At 45.0% G+C, this 19,091-nt stretch carries 16 protein-coding genes; 5 read left to right on the top strand and 11 right to left on the bottom strand.

What is annotated here, in order from left to right:
• Positions 1 to 314 precede the first annotated feature (314 nt).
• The 4 genes from AB4274_RS18830 (at position 315) to AB4274_RS18815 (ending at position 4,867) form a co-directional block, all read left to right on the top strand.
• On the top strand, positions 315 to 1,622 hold the full coding sequence (locus AB4274_RS18830; RefSeq protein WP_017062307.1) for a TolC family outer membrane protein: 1,308 nt from the start codon (positions 315 to 317) through the stop codon (positions 1,620 to 1,622).
• Positions 1,622 to 2,239, top strand: a complete 618-nt coding sequence (locus AB4274_RS18825; protein WP_372112911.1) for an OmpA family protein — start codon at positions 1,622 to 1,624, stop codon at positions 2,237 to 2,239. The genes AB4274_RS18830 and AB4274_RS18825 overlap by 1 nt, the downstream gene beginning before the upstream one ends.
• A gap of 135 nt (positions 2,240 to 2,374) precedes the next feature.
• Positions 2,375 to 2,725 (top strand): DUF2750 domain-containing protein, encoded by a 351-nt coding sequence (locus AB4274_RS18820; RefSeq protein WP_017062305.1) that lies wholly within the window; start codon positions 2,375 to 2,377, stop codon positions 2,723 to 2,725.
• Between the two features lie 162 nt (positions 2,726 to 2,887).
• Positions 2,888 to 4,867 carry a diguanylate cyclase gene (locus tag AB4274_RS18815; protein ID WP_136974303.1) on the top strand — a complete coding sequence of 660 codons (1,980 nt, stop codon included), beginning with the start codon at positions 2,888 to 2,890 and terminating at the stop codon, positions 4,865 to 4,867.
• 7 nt (positions 4,868 to 4,874) lie between these two features.
• Here AB4274_RS18815 and queC read toward each other — a convergent pair whose 3' ends face one another.
• Positions 4,875 to 5,570: a 7-cyano-7-deazaguanine synthase QueC gene (queC, locus tag AB4274_RS18810; RefSeq protein ID WP_243583528.1), complete on the bottom strand. Its 696-nt coding sequence runs from the start codon at positions 5,568 to 5,570 to the stop codon at positions 4,875 to 4,877.
• Between the two features lie 58 nt (positions 5,571 to 5,628).
• Positions 5,629 to 6,297, bottom strand: a complete 669-nt coding sequence (queE, locus tag AB4274_RS18805; RefSeq protein WP_346762947.1) for a 7-carboxy-7-deazaguanine synthase QueE — start codon at positions 6,295 to 6,297, stop codon at positions 5,629 to 5,631.
• A gap of 184 nt (positions 6,298 to 6,481) precedes the next feature.
• Between queE and AB4274_RS18800 the strand changes: the two genes are divergently transcribed.
• Positions 6,482 to 7,291 (top strand): Cof-type HAD-IIB family hydrolase, encoded by an 810-nt coding sequence (locus tag AB4274_RS18800; RefSeq protein ID WP_017062301.1) that lies wholly within the window; start codon positions 6,482 to 6,484, stop codon positions 7,289 to 7,291.
• A 100-nt stretch (positions 7,292 to 7,391) separates the two neighbouring features.
• On the opposite strand, the gene AB4274_RS18795 is transcribed toward AB4274_RS18800, so the two are convergent.
• The 9 genes from AB4274_RS18795 to prpB form a co-directional block, all read right to left on the bottom strand.
• The gene (locus AB4274_RS18795) at positions 7,392 to 8,804 is read right to left on the bottom strand and encodes an NUDIX domain-containing protein (protein WP_029235369.1); all 1,413 of its coding nucleotides are present in this window, start codon (positions 8,802 to 8,804) and stop codon (positions 7,392 to 7,394) included.
• Positions 8,805 to 8,890: 86 nt separating this feature from the next.
• On the bottom strand, positions 8,891 to 9,370 hold the full coding sequence (locus tag AB4274_RS18790; protein ID WP_009846623.1) for a GNAT family N-acetyltransferase: 480 nt from the start codon (positions 9,368 to 9,370) through the stop codon (positions 8,891 to 8,893).
• A gap of 215 nt (positions 9,371 to 9,585) precedes the next feature.
• Positions 9,586 to 9,987, bottom strand: coding sequence for a glycine zipper domain-containing protein (locus AB4274_RS18785; RefSeq protein ID WP_004733606.1), 402 nt, complete (start codon positions 9,985 to 9,987; stop codon positions 9,586 to 9,588).
• 236 nt (positions 9,988 to 10,223) lie between these two features.
• Positions 10,224 to 10,670 carry a hypothetical protein gene (locus tag AB4274_RS18780; protein ID WP_050648228.1) on the bottom strand — a complete coding sequence of 149 codons (447 nt, stop codon included), beginning with the start codon at positions 10,668 to 10,670 and terminating at the stop codon, positions 10,224 to 10,226.
• A 147-nt stretch (positions 10,671 to 10,817) separates the two neighbouring features.
• Entirely contained in the window at positions 10,818 to 12,722 is a 1,905-nt protein-coding gene (locus AB4274_RS18775; RefSeq protein ID WP_372112908.1) for a propionyl-CoA synthetase, read from the bottom strand.
• Between the two features lie 118 nt (positions 12,723 to 12,840).
• Positions 12,841 to 14,013: a 2-methylaconitate cis-trans isomerase PrpF gene (gene prpF, locus AB4274_RS18770; RefSeq protein WP_372112918.1), complete on the bottom strand. Its 1,173-nt coding sequence runs from the start codon at positions 14,011 to 14,013 to the stop codon at positions 12,841 to 12,843.
• A gap of 9 nt (positions 14,014 to 14,022) precedes the next feature.
• Positions 14,023 to 16,659, bottom strand: a complete 2,637-nt coding sequence (gene acnD / locus AB4274_RS18765) for a Fe/S-dependent 2-methylisocitrate dehydratase AcnD (protein WP_372112906.1) — start codon at positions 16,657 to 16,659, stop codon at positions 14,023 to 14,025.
• A gap of 101 nt (positions 16,660 to 16,760) precedes the next feature.
• On the bottom strand, positions 16,761 to 17,975 hold the full coding sequence (gene prpC / locus AB4274_RS18760; RefSeq protein ID WP_372112904.1) for a 2-methylcitrate synthase: 1,215 nt from the start codon (positions 17,973 to 17,975) through the stop codon (positions 16,761 to 16,763).
• 146 nt (positions 17,976 to 18,121) lie between these two features.
• Positions 18,122 to 19,018: a methylisocitrate lyase gene (prpB, locus tag AB4274_RS18755; RefSeq protein WP_017062292.1), complete on the bottom strand. Its 897-nt coding sequence runs from the start codon at positions 19,016 to 19,018 to the stop codon at positions 18,122 to 18,124.
• Between the last annotated feature and the right edge of the window lie 73 nt (positions 19,019 to 19,091).

The raw sequence follows: 19,091 nt of genomic DNA, 5'->3' as shown, positions 1-19,091 counted from the left end.
ACATAATTCCTAGTTATGAATCGTACATTTAACATACCGAGTGACAAGGTAATGACGCTGATCACATCACACAATAATGAAAGTGCTCACACTATCAATATAAGTTATTGTGTTTGCGAAAAATAACAGAGCTAAAAACGTAAAATTGACGTTCTCAAAATCATCATAAAACGCACAGCAAACTGTTAACAACTTTACAACCATTTACGGTAGCTTCTCGAGCGAACGTTATTTTTTGGCGGTTCATCTAAATTTCGTATCTAGCACATTAAAAAGCGTAGGTTTAGATGCAGTCCAATTTGGAGAGATGGAAATTGAATTACATTCAAACGACAACATTAGGGTTAGCTATAGCGCTAAGTTTGCCGACAACAGCACAAACCTTAGAGCAAGCCGTTGCGTTTACATTAGAAAGCAACCCTGAAATCAAAAGTGCTTATAACGAATATATCAGTAAGCGTTATCTTAACGACGCTTCTGGTGGTGCTTATCGACCAAGTATAGACTTAGATGGTGGGATTGGTTATGAACATACTGATCTAGCAACCAACCAAGACACTACCGATCTGACTAGAAAAGAAGCAACGATCACCTTGACCCAGTTAATATGGGATGGCGCTAATACATCCAATGATATTGACCGTACTGCGGCTGATGCAGAGTCCGTGCGCTATCAACTACTATCTAACGCGCAAGACATCGCTTTAGAAGTAACAAAGGTTTATCTTGATGCAGTGAAAGCCTATGAAGTGCTTTCTCTTTCGGAAAGTAACTTAGCGACGCACAAAGAGATATATAACGATATTCGTAAGCGCGTGGAATCAGGTATTGGTTCAACCGCAGATATGTCACAAGTTGAAGCTCGTATTGCGAAAGCGCACGGGAATTTGCTTGCTGCTCAAAACAACCTTTTTGATACGCATACTCAGTTTAAAAGACTTGTTGGTCAATCTCCTTTAGGGTTAACTTTCCCTCGCGCAGATGCGGGTGCAATTCCTTATACCGTTGATGGTGCGTTGGCAAAAGCGTTTAACCAGCATCCAGTCATTAAGATTGCACAAGCCGATGTTGACTCAGCGAAGTTCCAATACAAACAATCTAAGAGTACCAACTACCCGACTGTTTCTTTTGAAGCCGCTCAAACTTGGCGTGATGACGCCGGTGGTACAGAAGGCAGCAGCGATGAGTTTTCTGCCATGGTTCGTTTAAGATACAACCTTTACAATGGTGGTTCGGATCAAGACCGCACAGAAAGTGCAGCCTACCAACTCAACAAAGCCAAGGACCTTCGCGAAAGTACTTACCGCAATGTAGAAGAGAGTCTACGTCTATCATGGAGCGCACTTGATTTAACGGTTCAGCAAAAAGAGTTCCTATCTGACCACGTAGACTCGGCATCAGACACGGTAATCTCATATGAGAAACAATACCGTATCGGTAAACGTACCCTTCTCGACTTACTTAACACTGAGAATGAATTATTCGAAGCTCGTAAAGGCTATTTAGATGCTAAGTATGACGAGCAATACGCAAAATATCGCGTAATGAACGCAACTGGTAACCTACTCATCGGTTTACGAGTTGAGATCCCAGAAGAATGGAATGAAAAGGTGGAATATTAATGAAGCTTACCAACACAGTATTATCGCTTTGCTTCATGGTTGTATCTGCCAATGCTTTAGCTGAAAACAACGAAGATGAATTCGAATATCGCGCTCTACCGCCGGTCACTCAAATTTACGATCTTCAAGATGATGACAATGACGGTGTAATAAACGCGCGAGATTTATGTCCCGATACACAAATTGGTGCCGAGATCGATAACGACGGTTGTGGATCATATTTCGAGTCAACGGAAAAGAAAGAGCTGCATATACTCTTCGCTAATAATTCAACGGAAATAAACCCTGTCTTTCTAGGGCAGATACGCCAAATGGCGGCATTTTTAAAGCGCTACGAAAGTACCAGCATTGAATTGCAAGGTTATGCCAGCAAAGTAGGTAACGCGGAACATAACCTAAAGCTTTCGAAAGAACGTGCATCACATGTAAGACGAGCGCTAATTAGCAACGGTATTCAGCCATCTAGAGTCAGCATCGTAGGTCATGGTGATTCTGAATTCAGCAGTGATGACACCCAAATCAATCACGCACTACATCGAAAAGTTGTTGCTTCCGTTGTTGGATTTAAGGGTAATATCAAAGAAGAATGGCACATCTTCACCAAAATTAAAAAGTAGGCGTACCCAGCTTTTACCATACTGAAACGTTATCTTAAGTTAACGTTTCAGTATGGTGATAATTCCTTGAATAGCATATACCTAAGCCGTCTATAATGTTAATCTTGCCACGTTATCAACATAGAGAATTAATCCATGAGCAAACTAACAGCTGATACTCAAGCAAATCTAGAACTTTTCGTTTCTGAAACACAAGAAACTAAACTGGTATGGGGCCTTCGCAACGAAGAAGGTTGGCTAGCATGTGACTCAAGTGAATTCGAAAACAGCGAAGTGATGCCATTCTGGTCTTCAAAAGAAGATGCTCAAACTCACAACGTTGAAGAGTGGGCTGACTTCGAAGTATTAGAAATTCCACTAGATATCTTTGTAGAAGATTGGTTACTGACTCTTGCTGAAGACGGCGTTCTTGTTGGTACTAACTGGAATGCAACATTAGAAGGCAAAGAACTTGAGCCTTCTGACCTAGCGAAATTATACATCTAATTTCCGATATCGGTCGCACGATTCGCGCGACCGATATACCTCTGATTAGTATCAATAAATTAGAGACCTACCTCGCATAACCACGTAGTCGCACCATTCAAAATTTGAAGCAACATCAAACTAATAATAGAATATCGTTCTTTATCTGATTGATCGTCTCTTGTGAATCACTTCGTTTTTGTTACCTTTCTACTATTCATTAGCTTTTGTTCTTATAGCCAAGTATCAACATCAGATCGTGACCACAATTCACCAGTCTATACCTCCAATCTAAGCTCTACTCCAAATGCTGATTGGAACGCGCTTTATCTCTCTACTTTAAACCACTCTCCTGAGCGCGCATTAAACATGCTGCAAACACGCTACATCGGCTCAACGGTTTATGGAGATAAGCTTTACCTTGCGTCTCTTCTGTATCAATACATGAGCCACCGAGATCAGCCGTTCTACGGAATCGCTTCAAACGACAATGACTACCAAGCGATAGAAACAGCGTTTATTTCTGCTCTGAGGAAAGACGGCAAAGGCCAATATGAACAAGCACAACAAGGCTTTCTAACACTTTTGGCGAAAATGCAATCTCGCAGTGATTTAACTGGTAAAGCCTTACTAAAGTACCAGCTATGCCGATCGCTTAACGAGCAAGCTAAATACCATCAAGCGAACTATTACTGCTCTGCCCTTCAGTCAGATTTACATGACATCGCTGACCCTGTATTACCAAAATTCGGGACTTATCGAGTCATCGCGAACAATCATCATTTCCGCAGTGACTATCAAGCTGCACTAGACACCTACCTATCACTAATAAACGTGTTTCCACAAGGGCATGATATTTCAGGGGTTTACAACGATGTGGGTAACTTGCTCAAAGAATTAAAGCAATATGAAAAATCGGCGGAGTATCTAGAGCAAGCTCTCATTCTCAGAGTAAACGCTTCAGATTTAATGAAAGCACAAGTGCATCACAGCCTTGCGGATCTCTACCTTAACCAAGAGCAAAGTGAACTAGCAATTCACCACTTTCAGACAGCAAGAACACTGCTGAGCTCAACGTCGCATAGCTACGGTATTGCACTCACAAGTCTTGGCTTAGGAAAAGCGTACACTCAAACGAAAAACTATGATGTGGCGAGAACCTACCTAATTGAGTCTCTTTCAGCTTCGAGCGAACTGAGCAATGATGTCATTCGCATCAATGCTTACTTGGCGATCAGCGATATGTTCGAAGAACAGAAACTGCCAACGGAAGCACTCAACTATGCTCAACAAGCGCTAGAATTAGCTGAACAAGTCACAAGGCATAAATACATCGCGCAGTCACTTCTTCAGCTTTCTGATATTCATCAATCACTCAGCGATTACCAACAAGCTTTCTATTTCTACCAGCGATACTCGTCAATACAAATGGAAGCTAGAGATATCGACAATCGACTCGCACTCGAAGCGCTCGGCCTGACGCACGCCAAATATGAACAAGAACTAGAAAGCTCTTTCCTGACACATCAGACGAAACTCGACCGCGTTCAAATTGAAAAAATGGAACATCAAAGATGGATGTACAACATCGTTGTTATTCTGTTGCTTTGCGCTGCAAGCTTCACGGTATTGATAAACAAAACGGTTCGCGCAAAAGCAGCAATTGATGGCTTAACGAAAGCATATAGCCGAACTGAGATAATTCGAAGAATCAAAAGAGTGAAACGCTGTAAAGGGACGGACAAACAGCATGTGCTCGTGCTGCTCGATCTAGATAAGTTTAAGAAGATTAATGATGAGCATGGGCACCCTACTGGTGATCGGGCACTGGTCCATATTAGTGATCAAATTAGAAAACACTTAGTGAATGGTGAATTGTTTGGTCGCTTAGGGGGTGAAGAATTTGTCATCATATTAACCGATACCCCACCAGCAGAGGTACGAGAACGCGTTGAAGAGTTGCACTACGCCATTTCAAGCACTGTCTTTTTATCAGAAAGCAAAAAGTCACTTAATGTGACCGCGAGTTTTGCTTATCTAGCAACCTCAAACGCATTAAGTGACTTTGATGACTTGTATTCAGTGCTCGACCAAGCACTCTATCAAGCCAAAAGCAACGGCCGAAACTGCATCATTGATGCTTACAACGAACCAATTGATTGACCTGAGGTTATTTATTCTCAGTCTGTTTGCGAACCAACTCAGCCATAATACCTTCACGATCACCTAGGTAATCGTTAAGGCCAACTTTACGCAGTTCACACGCTGGGCAATCGCCACAACCATCCCCGACAATGCCATTGTAACAAGTCAGTGTTTTATTTCGAACAAGCTCAAGTGCTGAGTACTGGTCGGCCAACGCCCATGTTTCAGCTTTGTTGAGCCACATTAACGGTGTTTTAATATCAAGCGGCTTGTCCATACCTTGTACAAGCGCAGAGTTCATCGCCTTCACAAAGTCATTACGACAATCAGGGTAACCAGAAAAGTCTGTTTCACACACACCTGTAATCACGGTTTCAGCACCGATTTGGTAAGCGTAAATACCCGCTAGAGTCAGAAATAGAATATTACGACCAGGAACGAATGAATTCGGCAGCCCATTCTCTTGCAGCTCATGAGACACAGGAATATCGTCACGAGTCAAAGAGCTGATAGCCAGTTCATTCAACAGAGTCACATCCATCACTTTGTGCGCTTTCACACCAAGCTCTTTCGACAATGACTCAGCAACTTCAATCTCGAGTCTATGGCGCTGACCATAATCAAACGTAATCGCATGAACTTCATCATACTCTTTTAATGCTTGAACAAGACACGTTGTTGAGTCTTGACCACCACTGAATACTACCACTGCTTTTTTCATCTTAAATCCTTACGAGAACCTTCTACTAGCGACTTATCTTGCCCAGTAAAAATACAACCTATGCGATGCTCAAATATTTGTGAGTTTGTATTGATAAGCGCCAATTGCGCTCAATGCAGGTATCAATACAAAGCTGAGTAGCGCGGTCTTTTTGGCTGATTGGTTGCAGAGCGATAACAGTGTCGTTAGGAACTGCTGCTCGCTCCAATAAACCGTCAAGTTGTTCGATGTCTTTGCTTGTACCTACTGGATGCTTAATTTCGTTAGCACGTTGCAAGGCGCTATCTAAGATTTCCAGTTTCGCTTTCATCGCCACTTTCGGTGACACCGTAACCCAAGTGTCCGGTGTGGCTTTAACTTCTGATGTTCCGCTAGTCTCAATCTGACAGCGACAACCGTGCTGCTCAAACGCTTCAGTAAGAGGAACAAGATCATAAATGCATGGCTCACCACCAGTAATCACAATGTGCTTAGCAGTGTAACCTTGCTTGATATATTCATTCACGATTCCTTGAGCATCGATTGCTGACCAAGTAGGTGAATCTTCTGTCTTAACCATAATATCGCCAAGGCTGGTTTCCTCTTCTGGCAACGCTTCCCAGGTCTGCTTGGTATCACACCAAGAACAGCCCACTGGGCAAATTTGCAGACGAACAAAAACAGCGGGAACGCCAGTAAACACGCCCTCACCCTGAATGGTTTCAAACATTTCATTAATCTTGTACAACTTTCCCTCAGCTCAATCATTTGATGAAATTAATCAACCGCAGACCTTAAAGCACTTCCCCCTTTTGGTCAAACAAATGAGTACTGATAAATGAGTTGATCAAAGCCCTAGCCTGAACTTTCAAGTTCCCTTATCCTTTCGCCCATAGATTTCGTTAGCTTTTAATTTTTTAGTAAGGAACAACATGTACAAACTGATTGCTCTTGATATGGATGGCACACTACTCAACAGTGAAAAAGTGATTTCTCAAGAGAACAAAGACGCAATCGCCAAAGCACGAGCTGCAGGTGTGAAAGTAGTTCTCGCTTCTGGTCGCCCTTTAGAAGGCATGCAAAGCAAATTAGATGAGCTTTCGATTGACGGCGAAGATGACTTTGTACTCTTCTACAACGGCTCTATGGTTCAGAACGTATCGACAAAAGAGATCATTCACAGTGAGATCAGCAACGGTAAAGCCGCAAAAGAGATTGCTGCCCTCGCTGAACAGCTTGGTGGTTATGTCCATGCTTTCAGCAAGATCCACGGCTTAATCACACCTGAGAACAATGAGTACACTGGTATTGAAGCGCGTATTAATTGCTTAGATATAACCGAGTTCGACTTTTCTCAACTAGAAGATGACCACGAAATCATCAAAACTATGATTGTCGCTGAACCAAGCAAGCTGACTGAAATCATCGGTAAGTTGCCACAAGAGCTTAAGACTCAGTTTACTATCGTACAAAGTGCACCATTCTTCTTAGAGTTCCTAAACCCGAAATCAAACAAGGGTGTCGGTATTGAAGCGATAGCGAAACACTTAGGCATTAAAGCGGAAGAAGTCATCTGCATGGGTGATGCTGAAAACGATCACCATATGCTTGAATACGCAGGCCTTGGCATTGCAATGGAAAACGCAATGGAAGAAACCAAGAAACTGGCGGATCACATCACAGCTAGCAACGACGACCATGGTGTAGCGGTCGCGATTGAGAAGTTTATCTTCAACTCATAAACGCTCAACAGGTTCTAATAAGAATTACTTTTTGCTTGTTTCAGAAATGACAAAGGCTGTGCACTGCACAGCCTTTTTGATTTTGTGTTAGTCGAGTCGCTTACTCTCTTTTCCATGGCAGACGAAATGCCACCACACCAAACAGAATCAAGATTGGGAAACGTAACGTTTCAACAATAAATGAAGCAATACCGCTGAAAGAGACAAAGCTTCCAGCCCAGCTAATCAGCAGATTTCCCGCTAACAACATCGCCATCACTCCAAGAACGATCTTGAATGAGAACTGACCAACCAAAGGTTTCGAGTCTGTTAACGTCACTAGGCATGCAATCGTCATCAAAATCGCCACCCAGAATGAGAATGTTGGCAGTGGCCATATCACCGTCAGAACAATCGACAGTAAGCACAATGCCCACCAAACACCTTTAGAACTCAATAAGGCGCTAATATCAACATCCGGTTTCGCGTCTAATCTCACGATATGCCACGTCGTTAAAGCGCCTAATACGCCACCCATTAATACATCACTAAAAAACGCACTACCTGAATAAGACTTAAATAGCATGATCCACAGCAGGCCAGCGAGCACTACCAGAATGGCTTTTTGCTCCAAGAGGCGCTTTAGTTTCCAAAAGACTAACAAGGTTAAACTGACCCACAAGGCAGCCAACAGACTTGGAAAACTATACCCACTGCTCATCACCAGTTTCAATGTTGGCATGTAAGCGTGTGGACGTGGAAAACCAAAACCTTGGTGCGCGATTAAAGTAAGTAGTGTCACCGAGATCAAAGTGAAGCCAAACTTCAACGCGAAGTTACGGCCAAAGTACCAAGCAATTAACGGCAATATCACAATGAAGACCCATGGCTTGGCCAACAAGTCAGTCAAAAGCACAGTATTCGCAAATACGCTTGGCATCTTATCGAACGTGTTTTGAAGTGACACAATCCAATTTAATTCAACTTGATGGACTTTGGGTGCCGCGCCCACCAGCTCAGTCACATACGTCACCGGTTGATCTGTCGCAGATAAAAACAGCTCGTTAATCTCAGACCACTGTTCTGGGTAGCGGTATTGGTGATCTTGCAATTCAGTAGGAGGAAGTAACATCGCTCGGCTGACTTCCACGCCATAATGAGGAGCAAACCAAATCGGCAGCTCAAAGCCACCTAACTCATTTCGAGCCTTGTAACTGATCACTTCAGAGTCAGAAATACAATCAAACACGACGGCACTGTCGGTATAACCTAGCACATCACCGACCGTTACCGACAAACCAGCCTCTTCCCACGTTTCACGTTGCGCCGCGACGGCTGGCGGCTCACCTGAAACAACAGTGCCTCCCGGTAGAGACAATTGACCGGTGATCAACTCATCAACCAACACGATTTGGTTATCAGCACGTACTACACACAAGGCGCCCGCGATATGATCGGGCAAAGTGTCGTTTGCCCAAGCGGAAGTAGTACTCAAAAGAGACAGTATGAAAACTAATAAATATCGAATAACCAACGAGTTTACCTAAAAAATAATAGAAGAATATTGAAGACTGCTGTTGCAGTTGAACTATTGTAATCAAAGCCACACAAAATCGCTGTCTACGTTTTGTGCAAAGCCTTCCTCATCCATTGAATGTGAGGTGTGAACCCCATTTTTTGATAGAAGTCCTTGGCAGGCGAGTTAAAGTCCCAAACTTCTACAAAGACTTGTTCAACCCCATAATCATCAAAAGTACTTTCAACTTTGTTAAACAACTTTTCAGCAATCGATTCTTTTCGATAATCAGGCAAGACAAACAGTTCATCGACACTTCCCATCGGCACTGGTTTGCTGACCGTTGAGATAAGCTCACAAAAATGCCCAGAGATAAAGCCAACAATGAGCTCTCCTTTTAATGCCACATAAACCAAACATTCAGGGTCATCCAAGTATCGTGCAATGCTTTTTTCCTGCTCAATCTCTTCTGCCGTTTTAAAGTGCTCTGGGCTAGCAAGGTGGTGGTGATGGTGGAGATCGAACATTAACTCGTTAAGTTGTTCTAAATCCGCGTGCTTTGCGGCCCTTAAGGTGACATTCATGACTATTGCGCTTCTCAAACCAAATTAATATCTAAACTGAGTCTAGTGTACTTGGCGTGAGTATCTATACAAGTTATTGAATTAATTCATTGTTTGAAGTGTGTATTTTAGATACAAAAACGGCCACATTACGTGGCCATTCTGTTTGAATGATTTTGAATTAAACGAATATCGAAGCTATGTTTTTTGCTGTGGCTTTTGCTGTAGCTTCAGCTTTATGCACCGTTATCTTCTTTCTCTTCTTTGAGATCAGCAAGCTGTTGTTCCAGTTCAATAAGCTTAATTTCCGCCTCTACTTCCGCAACTCGCTTTTCTGCATCAGTGCGATTGTCTTGCGCTAGACCATCAGCAGTAACTTGGGTTCGTTGTGCGTTTCTTGCATCATCCGTATCTTTCATTGAACCAGCAACACCACCAGTCACACCACCCAATGCAGCCCCCTTCGCGGCTAAGCTCGCATCTCCAGTTAGAGCGCCAGCTGTCGCTCCTAATAAAGCACCGCCCACAGCACCACGATTACGTGCAGCATTCTCATTTTCGTTATCCATTGCTGGTGATGCGCAACCAGAAAGAGTCACAATCAGTGTCGCTAAAAGAAAAGGTTTAGTGAATTTCATAGGAGTCTCGCTTAGTTCTTCGTTTGGAGTAGAGCCATCTTAAGCAGAACCGTTAATGAGATAAATAAAGCCACGTTTAGACGATACATCATGTTCAGTTATGTATCATTCAACCATCGCATAAGTGCTTATTGATATATATCTTTGAGCTCGCTTTAGCCTGACAAACAAAAAAGGCGACCAATAAGGTCGCCTCAATCGAGCTTTCTCTATAATTCTTGCCTTTCACATATCTCTTAGCCTTTAGACCAAAAGTTTTGCATGTTTGCTACGCTAGGTGGTGGCCTAACACCACAATCTCGATAATGATTTTTATCGCCGATCCCCAGTATCTTGCCATTTTCGTCATCAATCATAGCCGCAACTTTAACACCGTCTCCCACATGGCGAGTTAACACGACAATTTCACCAGCTCTTTCAGACCTTACTGCGCCTAAGATTTGATATTCGTAGCGGCCTTTCCTTGAATTAACGATCATCTTCGAGTTAATAGGGTCGGCTTCATATCCCACACCAATATCAAAAACCGCTTGATAGAGATCGACGCCAGTCTTTGATACACATTTAAATACCTTGGGATGACTCAAAGGTTCTAACAACGCTCTACTCGCTTCATCCTTTGAAATACTGGCACTAGCAGCACCACTGACCAATAAAGCAATCAACAAAAAGTAAGCTCGCATAAAAAGACCTCAATATGTGGGATTCATAATGAGGTCATAGTAAACGCAATGGATAAGCGGATGAATAAAGTAGAGTTTAGGTAAACCATCACGCCGGATTATGTATAAATCAACAAGCCGAAGGTGAGATTACCTAAACTGCGACGTCTATTTGCCGAGCTTTTCAGCAATTTCAGCTAAGCTGGTAGGGTCGTCAATAGTTGAAGGCACCACATATTGTTCACCTTCTGCGATCTGCCGGATCGTTCTACGTAAGATCTTACCTGAGCGTGTCTTAGGTAACCTCTCAACAACCAAGGCTTGCTTAAAACAAGCTACCGCGCCGATCTCATTACGAACCTTGCCAACCAATTCCCTTTGCAACTCAATGCCATCGACTTTTACGCCATCTTTTAACACAACTAGACCTAAAGGAAGTTGTCCTTTCAAGTCATCGTGAATCCCGACTACCGCACATTCTGCAATGGCTGGGTGACCACCCACGATCTCTTCCATTTCTCCAGTCGACAGACGGTGTCCCGCTACGTTTATCACATCGTCGATACGGCCCATAATAAATAGATACCCATCTTCATCGAGATAGCCACCGTCCCCAGAAACATAATAGCCTGGGAATTGGCTCAGATAGCCAGATTCAAATCGATCATGATTACGCCAAACCGTTGGCAGACAACCGGGTGGTAGTGGACGTTTGAGTGCAACAAAGCCTTGCTGATTAGGCTGTGCCGTTTCACCCAATTCATTAAGAATCTCGACTTGGTAACCGGGCACAGGCTTAGTTGAAGAACCTGCTTTCACTGGCAAAGATTCCAGCCCTGTCGGATTGGCAGAAATAGCCCAACCCGTTTCGGTTTGCCACCAGTGGTCAATAACCGGTTTATTGGTATGAGACTCAACCCAATCCAATGTTGGCGGGTCCAAACGCTCTCCCGCCATAAAAATCGACTTGAGCGATGATAAGTCATACTTGGTGAGTAACTCGCCTTCAGGATCTTCTTTCTTGATAGCTCTAAATGCCGTTGGCGCAGAAAATAACACATCGACGTTGTACTCTTCACACACACGCCAGAATGCCCCCGGATCTGGCGTTCTAACTGGCTTTCCTTCAAACAAGATGGTTGTGCAACCATGAATCAATGGCGCATACACAATATAGGAATGCCCCACTACCCAGCCGACATCAGAAGCCGCCCAAAACACACCATCTTGCGGCATATCGTAGATAGTGCTCATCGAGTATTTCATCGCGACCGCATGACCACCATTATCGCGCACCACGCCTTTTGGCTTACCCGTCGTCCCTGATGTATACAAGATATATAGTGGGTCAGTCGCTAGAACAGGCACACATACGTGAGGCAAAGCATCCTCAACAGCTTGCTGCCAAAGTACATCACGTTCGTTGTTCAATTCGGCTAGAGACTGCTCTCTTTGGAATACCACCACTTTCTCAGGCTTCCATCGGCTGTCCATGATCGCGCGATCGACCATCGGCTTATATGGCAGGACTTTATTTATCTCGACACCGCAGGATGCAGTAATCAACACCTTGGGCTCGGCATCTTCAATTCGAACGGCAAGCTCATGAGGGGCAAAACCACCAAACACCACCGAATGCACTGCACCTAGTCGTGCACAGGCCAACATTGCCATCGCCGCTTCAGGAATCATTGGCATGTAGATCACCACACGATCACCTTTGGTAACGCCTTGCGTGGCTAACATACCAGCGACTTTAGCCACTTGGTTACGCAATTGATTGTAAGTGTACGAGGATTGAGTTCCTGTAACTGGAGAGTCGTAAATCAGTGCGGTATTGTCACCTCGCCCATTTTCACAATGATAATCCAGCGCGAGCCAGCAGGTGTTCATCACCCCATCAGGAAACCAACGCTCAATTCCGTTATCGTCAGTTTGTAATATCGTTTTTGGTGGTTCAAACCAATCTATCGCTTGTGATTGTGTTTCCCAAAACGAATTTGGGTCTTCCCTCGCCCATTGATACTCGGTGATGTAATCTGTTTTTCTAGTCATTCGATTCGTAGCAGACATAGTGCCTCCTCCATGATTTATCCATTAGTCCAAGCGACTAGCTTTTAACAGTTTCACTTGGGTGCACTCTTTTCTCAGCGTTGTATTCGTGAACATTTAACCGTTCACGACAATCGCTTTACTTGGGAAAAGGCACACGAATGGCACCTTCCATGATCACTCGGGCACTACGACTCATAATCGCCCTCTCTATTTTCCACCCACTTTCGGCCTGCAGCGCTTTCGCACCTACCTTTAAGGTTCCTGACGGGTGTCCAAAGGTCACGAAATCACGACTTCCCTCACCGGCTGCCAAGTTCACTAAGGTGCCAGGAACACTTGCCGCTGAAGCAATAGCAACCGCAGCCGTACCCATCATGGCATGGTGCAGTTGCCCCATAGACAAAGCACGCACCAGAAGGTCAGTATCTTCGACAGCAACCGACTTACCACTGGAAGCTTGGTACGCTTGAGGCTTAGCAACAAACGCGACTTTAGGTGTATGTTGACATGATTCAGCTTGTTCTAAAGAATCAATAAGACCCATTGCTACTGCACCATGTGCTCGTATGGATTCAAACAGAGCCAAGGCTTTGGTATCACTATTGATATCTGACTGAAGTTCAGTGCCTTGGTAGCCAACCGATTCAGCATCAACAAAAATGGTGGGTATCCCAGCATTAATGTATGTCGCTTTGATGCAACCCAGATCGGGAACATCTAAAAAATCGACAACATTCCCTGTTGGGAACATAGAGCCACTCGCATCGGCGGGGTCTAGGAAATCAACTTGGATCTCAGCGGCGGGGAAAGTCACACCGTCGAGTTCAAAATCACCTAACTCTTGAACTTCGCCACCAGCGATAGGTACATGAACAATAATGGTTTTCTCTATGTTCACTTGCCATACTCGCACCTCGACCACACCGTTTTCTGGAATACGATTCGAGTCGACTAGGCCACTATGAATAGCAAATGGGCCCACTGCAGCAGACAGATTGCCGCAGTTACCGCTCCAATCAACGAACGGCTGGTCTATTGCTACTTGGCCGAATAGGTAATCAACATCGTGATCGGCTTTACTACTTTTCGAAACAATAACGGTTTTACTGGTACTGGATGTTGCACCACCCATGCCATCGGTTTGTTTGCCATAAGGATCTGGACTACCAATCACGCGCAGAAGTAATGCGTCTCGAGCTTCTCCGGCAACTTGCGCAGCCTCAGGTAAGTCACTTAAGTTGAAGAAAACGCCTTTGCTTGTTCCGCCCCGCATGTAGGTAGCAGGTACTTTTATCTGTTTATTTGTCATCATAAGCTCCTACTGTGCGAGAAAGTCTTTAGCGAAACGTTGCAATACGCCACCAGCGCTGTACACATTCACTTCGTCTGCCGTGTCTAGTCGGCAGGTCACAGGAACATCCAGCTTGTCACCGTTTTTACGAGTGATGACTAGAGCCAAATCAGACCCTGCTTCAATGTCGCCGTACACGTCGTAAAGCTCGGTGCCGTCCAGTTCTAAGGTATTGCGATTGGTTCCCGCTTTAAACTGCAAAGGCAACACACCCATTCCAACTAAGTTGGTTCTGTGGATTCGTTCAAAGCCTTCGGCAACAATCACTTCAACACCCGCCAAGCGCACCCCTTTGGCTGCCCAGTCACGTGATGAACCTTGTCCATAATCGGCACCCGCCACGACAATCAAAGGCTGTTTACGGTTCATGTAGGTTTCTATCGCTTCCCACATTCGCGTAACTTGACCTTCTGGTTCAACTCTTGCTAGTGAACCTTGCACAACTTCTCCAGCGTCCTTAACCATTTCGTTATACAGCTTAGGGTTGGCGAATGTTGCTCGTTGCGCGGTTAAGTGATCGCCTCGATGGGTCGCGTAAGAGTTAAAGTCCTCTTCCGGCACTTCCATTTTGGTGAGATATTCCCCCGCAGCGCTCGAAGCGAGAATCGCATTTGAAGGGGATAAGTGATCTGTAGTGATATTGTCACCCAGAATCGCTAAAGGTCTCATACCAGATAGGCTTCGTTCTCCCGCAAGAGCACCTTCCCAATAAGGTGGCCTGCGAATATAGGTACTTTGAGGTCGCCAGTCATAAAGCGGTTCAGTAGTCACCTGCTCCTCGTCTGGCTGGAACATTTTTACGTAGATTTGTTGGAATTGCTGAGGCTTAACATGCTCACCGACAACAGCATCGATCTCGGCATCACTCGGCCATAAATCGCTTAAGTAGATTGGCTTACCATGGTTGTCAGTGCCTAAGCTGTCTTTCTCGATATCAAAGCGAATCGTGCCAGCCAAGGCATAAGCAACCACCAATGGCGGTGAGGCTAAAAACGCTTGTTTGGCATAAGGATGGATTCGACCATCAAAGTTTCGATTCCCTGACAACACAGCAGTAGAGTACAGGTCGCGGTCGATGATCTCTTGTTGAATAGCAGGATCTAGGGCTCCGCTCATACCATTACAGGTAGTACACGCATAACCGACGATACCGAAGCCTAATTGTTCCAGCTCAGGTAGCAAACCTGCCGACTCAAGATAGAGCTTGGCAACTTTAGAGCCCGGCGCAAATGACGTTTTCACCCACGGCTTACGAACTAATCCAAGCTGATTAGCTTTCTTAGCCACCAATGCTGCGGCGACTACGTTTCTTGGGTTGCTGGTGTTGGTACAAGAAGTAATTGCCGCAATGATTACGGCACCATCGGGCATCTGATCATCGCTGTACTGCTTAGCATGCTGCTCTTTCCAAGATGCTTGACTGATGCCTTGTTCAGCCAGCTCTCTGGTTGGCAAACGACGATGGGGGTTGGATGGCCCTGCAAGATTGCGCTCTACCTTCGATAAATCAAACTCTAATACACGTTCGTATTGAGCAGAGTCTAGATCGTCAGCCCATAGCCCGGTTTGCTTAGCGTAGCGTTCAACTAATTCAACCTGCTCAGGCTCTCGACCGGTGAGCTTCAGGTATTGAATGGTCTGCTCATCGATGTAAAACATACCGGCTGTTGCACCATACTCTGGCGTCATGTTGGAGATGGTTGCGCGGTCACCAATGGTCAGTGCACGAGCCCCTTCACCGAAGAATTCCAAATAGCTTGAGACCACTCTCTCATTGCGAAGGAACTCAGTAATCGCAAGCACAATATCCGTTGCAGTTATCCCTTCTTGTCGTTGACCCGTCAGTTTAACGCCTACAATATCAGGCAATCGCATCATCGACGGACGACCGAGCATCACTGTCTCAGCTTCCAAGCCGCCCACACCAATCGCAATAACGCCCAGAGCATCAACGTGCGGTGTATGGCTATCGGTACCAACACAAGTATCAGGAAACGTGATGCCTTCTTTAGATTGAATAACTGGAGACATTTTCTCCAAGTTAATCTGGTGCATGATCCCGTTACCCGCTGGGATCACACTCACGTTTTTAAACGCGGTTTTACACCATTCAATAAAATGAAAACGGTCTTCGTTTCTGCGCTCTTCAATCGCGCGGTTTTTATCAAATGCTTCGTTATCAAACCCGGCATGTTCCACTGCCAAAGAGTGATCAACAATCAGTTGAGTTTCGACAACGGGGTTCACCTTGGCAGGGTCTCCGCCTTGGTCGGCAATCGCATCGCGTAAGCCAGCTAAATCAACTAAAGCGGTCTGACCTAGAATGTCATGACACACCACTCGCGCAGGATACCAAGGAAAATCTAAGTCGCTCTTGCGTTCAATGATCTGTTTTAAGCTGTCTTCAAGGGTTTCAGGATCACAGCGTCTTACTAATTGCTCTGCCAACACTCGCGACGTATAAGGCAAGGTTTTATAAGCGCCCGGGGATATTGCTTCTACCGCTTCGCAAGCGTCGAAATATTCTAAACCCGTTCCCGGTAAAACCTTTCGATACTTGTTTTCATCAAGCTCTTGGTTTCTTTCAAGTTTTACATCAGACATACATCCACCATTATCTGTTAAATTCTATTCGTTGGTTCTCGAGGCCTTATCACATGAAGAGAAAAGTCACCTCGAGATATAAGTCGGCTCGATATAGAGGACTAACGTAAATGGATTGGTAGCCAGTCTTGATGCTCTGGCCCGGTGTAGTCTGCACTTGGACGAATAATTCGATTGTTTTCTCTTTGCTCGAATACGTGTGCCGTCCAACCAGTAAGGCGGCTCATCACGAAGATAGGAGTAAACAATTTGGTTGGGATGTCCATGAAGTGGTAAGCCGATGCATGGAAGAAGTCCGCATTACAGAACAGCCCTTTCTCGCGCTTCATTACCGCTTCAACACGCTCTGAAACGGCGTAAAGCTGTTCATCTCCCACCTCTTGAGCAAGCTCTTTTGACCAACGCTTGATTAGAGCATTTCGTGGGTCGCTCTCACGATAAATGGCATGACCGAAGCCCATGATTTTGTCTTTGTTGGCGAGCATATTCATGATGTTCGCTTCCGCTTCATCGGCGGTTTGCCAATCTTGGATCATTTCCATCGCGGCTTCATTCGCACCGCCATGTAAAGGGCCCCTCAACGTACCAATCGCTGCGGTGACACACGAATGGATATCAGACAGGGTTGATGCACACACACGAGCGGCAAAAGTCGAAGCATTAAACTCATGTTCCGCATACAGGGTGAGCGAGCAGTGCATTACCTTCTTGTGAAGTTCACTCGGCGCTTTATCCGTTAACATCTTCAAGAAGTAGCCACCCAGACACGCTTCGCTTTGATCTTCAGTGTCAATGCGCACGCCATCATGGCTAAAGCGATACCAGTAACAAATAATCGCAGGGAAAAGTGCGAGCATTCGTTCGGTCGCGGGGAGTTGCTCAGAAAAATCAGACTCTTGCTCTAGATTACCTAGCATTGAACAACCCGTTCTCATCACATCCATTGGATGAGCGTCTACAGGGATAAGCTCTAGTGCTGCTTTCAAAGGTTGAGGCAAGCCGCGCAAACCAATCAACAACGTTTTGTAATCGTCTAACTCTTTTTCACTGGGCAAATGACCTCTTAGTAACAGATGCGCCACTTCTTCGAACTGAGCATGATTAGCAAGGTCGGTTATGTCATAGCCACGGTAGGTCAAACCCGTTCCTGACTGGCCTACCGTACATAGCGCCGTGGTTCCCGCACTCTGCCCACGTAGACCAGCACCACCGATTGCAGGTGCGCTAGCTGGTTTGATTTCGGGTTTTTCGCTTTGTTGTTGGTTTTCTGTTGAAGCCTTTTCGACAGCTACTTTATCACTCAAAGATACAGACATGGTGAACTCCTTTTCTGTGTTAGTCGCCTGCACTCTTTGGTGCTGCCTGTTTATGTATCCGATGATCTTTATCATCGGTACTGGATATGGCGACTAACCATTTCACGTTATTGGATTAAGTTAATTTTTGATTAATTGAAACCGGTTTACCCTTCGCTTGAAAACAACTGATCAAGCTTGTTCTCGTAGTCGTGGTAATTCAGGTGTTCGTAAAGCTCTTTACGGGTTTGCATTGAATCCAACAAAGCTTCTTGATTACCTTCAACTAACAAGTGTTTGTAAACATTCTCCGCCGCTTTGTTCATCGCACGGAACGCACTCAATGGATAAAGCACCATGTCGACACTTGATTGGGCTAACTCGTTACAGCTGTAGAGTGGTGTTTGGCCAAATTCAGTGATGTTCGCAAGAATAGGCACGTGCTTGCCCGTTGCTGATTTCAGCGCTGCCGAGAACTTCACGTATTGATCGAGTTGATTCATCGCCTCAGGGAAGATCATGTCTGCGCCCGCTTCAACACAAGCTATCGCTCGCTCAATTGCGCTATCAATGCCTTCAACCGCCAATGCATCCGTACGTGCCATAATCACAAAGCTTTCATCGGTTCTAGCATCGGTTGCCGCTTTGACTCTATCGACCATCTCTTGCTGACTTACAATCGCTTTATTTGGTCGATGACCACAGCGTTTCTGGGCCACTTGGTCTTCCATATGGATTGCTGCTGCGCCTGCCTTCTCCATAGCGCGAATGGTACGTGCAATATTAAATGCGCCACCAAAACCCGTATCGATATCCACTAGCAATGGCAGATCACATGCGTTAGTAATACGTTCAACATCGACCAACACATCGTTCAATGTGGTGATACCTAAATCAGGCAAACCGTAAGACGCATTGGCGATACCTCCACCAGACAAATAGATCGCCTGATGCCCCAAGTTCTTTGCCATCATCGCGCAATACGGATTCACCGTGCCGACAATCTGCAATGGATCGTTGTCTTGCACAGCTTGTCGGAACTTAGCTCCTGCTGATAACTTCATAATGACGCTCCTTGTTAATTGTTAATTTCTAATCTTTATGACTACTGATGTTTAGCTCTCGCCAGCGAAGAAC

Source organism: Vibrio sp. 10N.261.55.A10, assembly GCF_041470825.1.
Classification (GTDB): Bacteria; Pseudomonadota; Gammaproteobacteria; order Enterobacterales; family Vibrionaceae; genus Vibrio; species Vibrio crassostreae_C.
The sequence above is the reverse complement of the archived record's forward strand: the minus strand, read 5'-3'. Positions and strand labels throughout refer to the sequence as shown.